At 66.0% G+C, this 6,212-nt stretch carries 5 protein-coding genes; 4 read left to right on the forward strand and 1 reads right to left on the reverse strand.

Features of this window, described 5'->3' with window-relative positions; all coding sequences use genetic code 11:
- The first annotated feature begins 175 nt into the window (after positions 1-175).
- From efp to ACIQ42_RS14605, 4 genes are all read left to right on the forward strand, one after another.
- Positions 176-745: an elongation factor P gene (efp, locus tag ACIQ42_RS14590; RefSeq protein ID WP_397422988.1), complete on the forward strand. Its 570-nt coding sequence runs from the start codon at positions 176-178 to the stop codon at positions 743-745.
- Positions 746-852: 107 nt separating this feature from the next.
- Positions 853-4,032, forward strand: coding sequence for a S41 family peptidase (locus ACIQ42_RS14595; RefSeq protein ID WP_397422989.1), 3,180 nt, complete (start codon positions 853-855; stop codon positions 4,030-4,032).
- A gap of 88 nt (positions 4,033-4,120) precedes the next feature.
- Entirely contained in the window at positions 4,121-4,300 is a 180-nt protein-coding gene (locus ACIQ42_RS14600; RefSeq protein ID WP_397399870.1) for an antitoxin, read from the forward strand.
- Entirely contained in the window at positions 4,288-4,554 is a 267-nt protein-coding gene (locus ACIQ42_RS14605; protein WP_397422990.1) for a type II toxin-antitoxin system RelE/ParE family toxin, read from the forward strand. Before ACIQ42_RS14600 ends, ACIQ42_RS14605 begins: the two co-directional genes overlap by 13 nt.
- A gap of 1,103 nt (positions 4,555-5,657) precedes the next feature.
- On the opposite strand, the gene ACIQ42_RS14610 is transcribed toward ACIQ42_RS14605, so the two are convergent.
- The coding region (locus ACIQ42_RS14610) for an RHS repeat-associated core domain-containing protein (protein ID WP_397422991.1) at positions 5,658-6,212 on the reverse strand (555 nt) is incomplete at its 5' end.

A 6,212-nucleotide genomic window follows, 5' to 3' on the forward strand; every position in this document is an offset into this window, starting at 1 on the left:
GCGGTCTGCGCGGCGCTCCGGCGACCACCAGGGACTTTCAGCGATGTCGGACAAGGTTGCGGCTCGGCTGGGGGCTGGCGATTTCGGCTCCAGTCGCTATAGGGGCGCCACAAGAATTTCATCAGCGGAATCGCGCGGCCTTGTCCGCCGGCCCCGCCCCAGACTCTGAGGACCCATGGTCAAAGTCATCGCAAGCTCGCTGCGCAAGGGCTCCGTCGTCGACATGGAGGGCAAGCTCTACGTCGTTCTGACCGCCGAAAATATCCACCCGGGCAAGGGCACGCCCGTCACCCAACTGAGCATGCGGCGCATCTCGGACGGCGTGAAGGTGTCGGAGCGGTGGCGGACCACGGAGCAGGTCGAGCGCGCCTTCGTCGACGACCGCAACTACAACTTTCTCTACAATGATGGCGAAGGCTATCACTTCATGAACCCGGAAAACTACGATCAGGTCGTGGTTCCGCCGGATGTGGTGGGCGACGCTGCGCCCTGGCTGCAGGACGGCATGACCGTGGTGCTATCCACCCACGAGGGCGTCCCCATCGCCCTGGAACTGCCACGCCTGGTCACGGTGGAAATCGTAGAGACCGAGCCTGCGGTAAAGAACCAGACCGCCTCGTCCTCCTACAAGCCCGCGATCCTGGCCAATGGCGCCCGCATCATGGTGCCGCCCTATATCGCGGCGGGCACGCGGGTGGTGATCCTGACGGAAGACGGCTCCTACCAGGAACGCGCCAAGGACTAAGGCCGCCGCTGCTCTGGCGCTTGGCCAAGCCTGGCCCTAGTCTGGCAGGCGTGACGTCAAAGACCGCTACCCGCTTCCTTCGCCGTGGACTCCTCGTCCTGGCTGCCGTGACCCTGCTCGCCGCGCCGGCGTTCGCCGCCCCGCGTCCGACGCTGGCCGAACCCTCGCTCTCGCCGGATGGCGCGGAGATTGCCTTCGTCTCCGGCGGCGACATCTGGACTGTGCCGGCAACTGGCGGCACGGCGGGCCTGCTGGTCACCGATCCGGCCACCGAGGGCCGCCCGCTGTTCTCGCCGGATGGGCGCGAATTGGCCTTCACGTCCAACCGCAACGGCGCGACCAATATCTATGTGATGGCCCTGGCCACAGGTCAGATCCGGCGGCTGACCACCTCTGACGCCAGTGAACGGCTCGACGCCTGGTCGCGGGATGGCAAGTGGATCTACTTTACCTCGGCCGCCAACGATATCGCCGGCCAGAACGACGTCTTCCGGGTCGCGGCCACGGGAGGCACGCCGCTGGAGGTCAGCCGCGAGCGCTATCTCAACGAATTCAACGCTGCCCCCTCGCCGGATGGCGCAACCCTGGCCCTGATGGCCAAGGGCCGTTCCGGCGGCGACTGGTGGCGCAACGGTCACGCCCCTATCGATGAGGCCGAGCTCTGGCTGAAGCCCGTGGGCGAGACTGGCGCATATCGCAGGCTGCTGGGCGCATCATCCAAACGGCTCTGGCCGATGTGGAGCGCCGACGGCCAGACGCTGTTCTTCATGAGCGACGAAGGTGGCGTCGAAAATCTCTGGCGCCTCGGGCTCGAACCCGGCGCCCGCCCCCGTGCCATCACCACCTTCACGGACGGCCGCGTGCTGTTTCCGTCGATCAGCTTCGATGGCCGCGCCATCGTCTTCGAGCGCGAGTTCGAGATCTGGCGGCTGGATATGGCCACAGGCGCCGTCGCAAAAGTCCCGGTGGCGCTCCGCGGCGCCCCCGCCGCCGCCGGCGAGCGGCGCCTGAACGAGACCAGCTTCCAGGCCCTGGCCCTCTCGCCGGACGGCCGGAAGGTGGCCCTGATCACCCGCGGCGAGGTGTTTGCCGCCTCCACGAGGGACGGCGGCGCGGCCCAGCGGGTCACCGACACCCCCGGACCCGAGTCCAGCCCGGTCTGGTCGCCTGACAGCCGGCGGCTGGCCTATGTCTCGGAACGCGGCCTGGGCAGCCAGATCGTCGAGTATGACTTCGTCACTGGCACGGAGCGGTTCCTGACCGACGCCGCCGGCTATGACTGGGCGCCCGTCTATGCGCCGGATGGCAAGTCGCTGGCCTATGTGCGCGGCCGTGATGAGTTGCGCGTGATCAGCCTTGGCGGCGGCGACCCGCCACGGGCCGGGACACTGGTTTTCAAGGGCGCCCTGGGTCGACGGCAGGGATCGCGTCCCACCTGGTCTCCGGACTCAAAATGGCTGGCCTTCGCGGTGACCGACCGCAGGGCCTTCCGCAACATCTGGGTGGCGCCCGCCGGCGGCGGTGAGGCCCGACCCATCAGCTTCCTGGCCAACGGGACCACCAGCGACACCATCGCCTGGTCGCCGGACGGCCGCTTCATCCTGTTCGACACGGGCCAGCGCAATGAGGACAGCGGCATCGTCCGCATCGACCTGCTGCCCAACACGCCCAGATACCGGGAAGACACCTTCCGCGACCTTTTCAAGGGCCTTCCCACGGCGCCCGCCCCGCCGCCGGCCCCCATGGCCGCCTCTCGCACCATCCTTGTCAGCCAGCCCACGCCGAAAACAGAGGGCGAAAAATCCAGAGTCGAGCCGATCCGGATCGCCTTTGAGGGTCTGAGAGAACGCGCGGGCTTCCTGCCGCTGGGCGCGTCGGTCGATACGCCGGTGATCAGCCCGGACGGCAAGACCCTGGTCTACCGGTCCAACCGCAACCTGTTCGCCTACAGCCTGGATGAACTGGCCCGCGATCCGCCGGCGCCGGAGCAACTTACCGGCGGGCGGCGGTCCAAGGACGGCTACGTTTTCGATCCCGGCTCGAAGCAGATCTACTACCTCGACGGCGGGCGCCTCAGCGTCACCACGGTCGATAGCCCCAAGCCCCGGACCATCGACGTCAATGCGGAGATGACGGTCCGTTTCGACGCCGAGAAACAGGTGATCTTCGACCAGGCCTGGTCGACGCTCAACCGCGACTTCTACGACCCCGGCTTCCATGGCCGGGACTGGGCGGCGCTAAGGTCACGGTTTGAACCCTTCGCCCAGGGCGCGCGGACCCCCGACGAACTGCGGCGGGTGATCAACCTGATGGTCGGCGAACTGGACTCGTCCCATGTGGGGGTCAGCCGGCCAACCGAAGGCTTCGGTGCCGCACCGGCTTCCCGCGTGGGCGACCTCGGCCTGCGGTTCGACAGGCAGGCCCATGAAACTGGCCAGGGCCTGACGGTCCGCGAGATCGTGGCCCTGGGCCCGGCCGACATCGAGGGGTCGATCCGGGTCGGAGACCGGCTGCTGGCCGTGGATGGGCGCCCCCTCAGCGACGGCGCCAACCTGAACAGCTACCTGCTGGACCGGATCGGCAAACGCACGGCCCTGACCCTCTTGTCTGCCTCCGGAGCGCGGCGCGAAGCGGTTGTGCGCCCGGTGACCCTCGGCACGGCGTCCGGCCTCCTCTATCGCCAGTGGACGCGTGATCGCCGCGCCTATGTCGAGGCCGCCAGCGGCGGCCGGCTGGGCTATGTCCACATTGCCGGCATGAGCGCCGCCAGCGTGACCCAGCTCAATATCGACCTCGACGCGCAGAACCAGGGCCGCGAGGGTGTGGTCATCGACCTTCGCAACAATCAGGGCGGCTTTCTGAATGGCCAGATCCTGGACGTCTTCACGCGCCGGAATTTCCTGACCATGACCCCGCGCGGCCTGTTCGGCCTGCCCAGCCGCCAGAACCTGGGCCAGCGCGCCCTGGACCGGCCCACGGTCGTCGTCACCAACGAATTCACCCTGTCGGACGCCGAGAATTTCGTGGAGGGCTATCGCGGGCTGGGTCTCGGCAAGGTCGTGGGAACCCCCACCGCCGGCTGGCTGATCTACACCAGCGAGGTCAACCTGATCGACGGCTCGGTCTTCCGCGTCCCCTTCATCCGCGTCGACGACGCCGGCGGCAGGAACATGGAACGCAATCCCCGCCCGGTCGACATCCCCGTCGAGCGCGCCCTGGGCGACCTCCGCGATGCCCAGCTCGACGCGGCGGTGGCCGAGTTGTTGAAGGGGTTGGGACCGAGATGATGCGCGAGAGGCGCAATCCACCGGTTGTACGTGTCCGATCCATCAGCCGCAGTTCCGCGCTGGGCCAGCATGTGACAAAAGCCAAGTTGTGAAGCCCGAACCCAACCTCTTCGAAGACGTCGACCATGAGGCCGAGGCGGCAGCCGACGCCGAGGGCCTGGCCGACATCGAAGCCGGACGCGTGGTCCCCCACGATGAGGTCGCGCGCTGGCTCGACACCTGGGGTACGCCCGACGAAGCGCCGCCGCCCGCGTCGTGGTTCAGGTAGTCTGGTCCTTCCGCGCGCTGGCCGATCTGGCCGCGATCCAGAGGCACATCCACCAGTTTCGTCCGCCGGCGGCGCAACGCATGGCCCAACGGCTGAAACTGGCGGGCGATAGCCTCGCCGAACATCCTGAGCGAGGTCGACCTGTCGGCGAGTTGCGAGAACTGGCGACAGTGTCGCCCTATCTGATCCGGTATCGGGTCAGGTTAGATGTCGTGCAAATCGTGCGGATTCGACATGGGGCGAGGCTGCGGTAGCGGATCGAACGGCGCGTCGCCCGGCAGGGCGCATGTAGGGGCAAGGTGTCGACGCAATCCCCTGTAGTTGCCTGTCTTGCCGCCACCGGGTGAACGCGTCACCCGTCCACCCCCAAAGCGCGTCATCCACCGGCCGCGCAGCGGACCGGGGGATGCCTGCCGACGCCGACCTGTGACGTGGCCCGCGCCCCTGTCAAACCGCAGAAAACGCAGAGCGGCGCAGAGGGCGGCGGTGAGGCGGCGCGGTGGGCGCGTTCCGGGCGGCCCTCTGCGTGCCTCCAGGCGCCCTGCGGTTGTCTTCACCCGACCTCAGCGTATCCAGCGGTTCGCCCGGGATGCCGTGCGACGGCGCCGCAGCACGGGTTTGTCCACGAACCGACACGAACAGCACGAACAGGCGAGCGCGACACCCCCGCTCCTTCCGGTCACCCCCGCGAACGCGGGGGTCGCAGGTGTTTTTCCGGTGTAGGGAGCGGTCTGATGTGGGTTGGAGTGCCTGTACCCCATTCAGTCACCCACGCGACAACGGGGGGTCGGCTGGTCTTCAAGGGAACCGCGAATCTACGCGAAGGAACGCGAACGGGCTCAGGCGGCGGGGCGGTAGGGGGACGGGCGTCTTCTCAGGCGTCACCCATACCGAGTTGACCTTGCGAAATCAGTACGTGTCCCGCTTTCCATCCTTCCATGCTTAATCCCGAAGGGACTCGCCGTCGAAGGGTACCGATGCGTGAAGCTTTTCCGCTAGGCATAAGTCATGAGCAAAAAGTCCCTGTACGGGTGCATCCTTATCGTTTCGGCTCATGTTGATGATAGATAATCTAATCGCTAGTGAGTCCGTTCGGGCAATCGATAATCCACAAAAACAACACTGCATTAATGCCATCCGTATCGCTTTGACAATCTAGATAGTGACTTCGCAGATAGAGTCCTAAATGTAGTAATTATTTCGCCGGACTTGTTTTGAATGACAACATTCGTCCTTCCGTCCGCAAGAGTTCGACGGTATACTGCTGCGCCATCAGCTTGAAAGCCACGTTGCCCAAAAACACGAGTAACAACTACTTCGAACCTCCCTAGTGTGCCCCCTCGGGTAGCAGCCGCTCCTACGCGAAGGGCACCGTGCCCAGTGGTAGCGACCGCACCCGCTTCCAAAAGTAGAGCTCCGCCAGCAGAGACTGTAACGCCCAAAGCCAACCCCGCGCCTCCCTGAGCCGCATACTCCGCTCGACCTTCGCCCGTTTCAAGTCTTTCGCCCTGGTTGATATCCTGCTGCGCCGATGCTTCAGCCGCTCGCGCAATCGACCCAAAGATATTAGACTTGGCACCTGCGTCAGGCCTCTTCCTGCCATTGCCATGTTTTTCGTCATCCGCAGAACGAGCGTAGAATTGCAGTTCGCGCTGTCACGGCCTGGAATTTTAGTCCCACACCCAGCCAGTCCACTCGGATCCGTCTCATTCACCGGATCCCCCTTCACATACGCATAGAGGTTCGGATCATCCGCCTGCCCGATGGGGTCGGTCTGCAGGAAACGACCCAGGGCCGGATCGTAGACGCGGGCCTTGTAGTGGTAGGCCTGGGCCTCGGGGAAGGCGGCCTGGCCGGTGTAGCGGAAGCGCGGGCCCGTCCAGTCGCTGGGCTCGCCCCAGGGGCCGTAGGC

The organism is Phenylobacterium sp., from assembly GCF_044372605.1.
Classification (GTDB): Bacteria; Pseudomonadota; Alphaproteobacteria; order Caulobacterales; family Caulobacteraceae; genus Phenylobacterium.

What these genes read in the sequence shown, in the direction of transcription:
- efp (WP_397422988.1), top strand. Translation starts at nt 176, where the DNA reads ATGGTCAAAGTCATCGCAAGCTCGCTGCGCAAGGGCTCCGTCGTCGAC.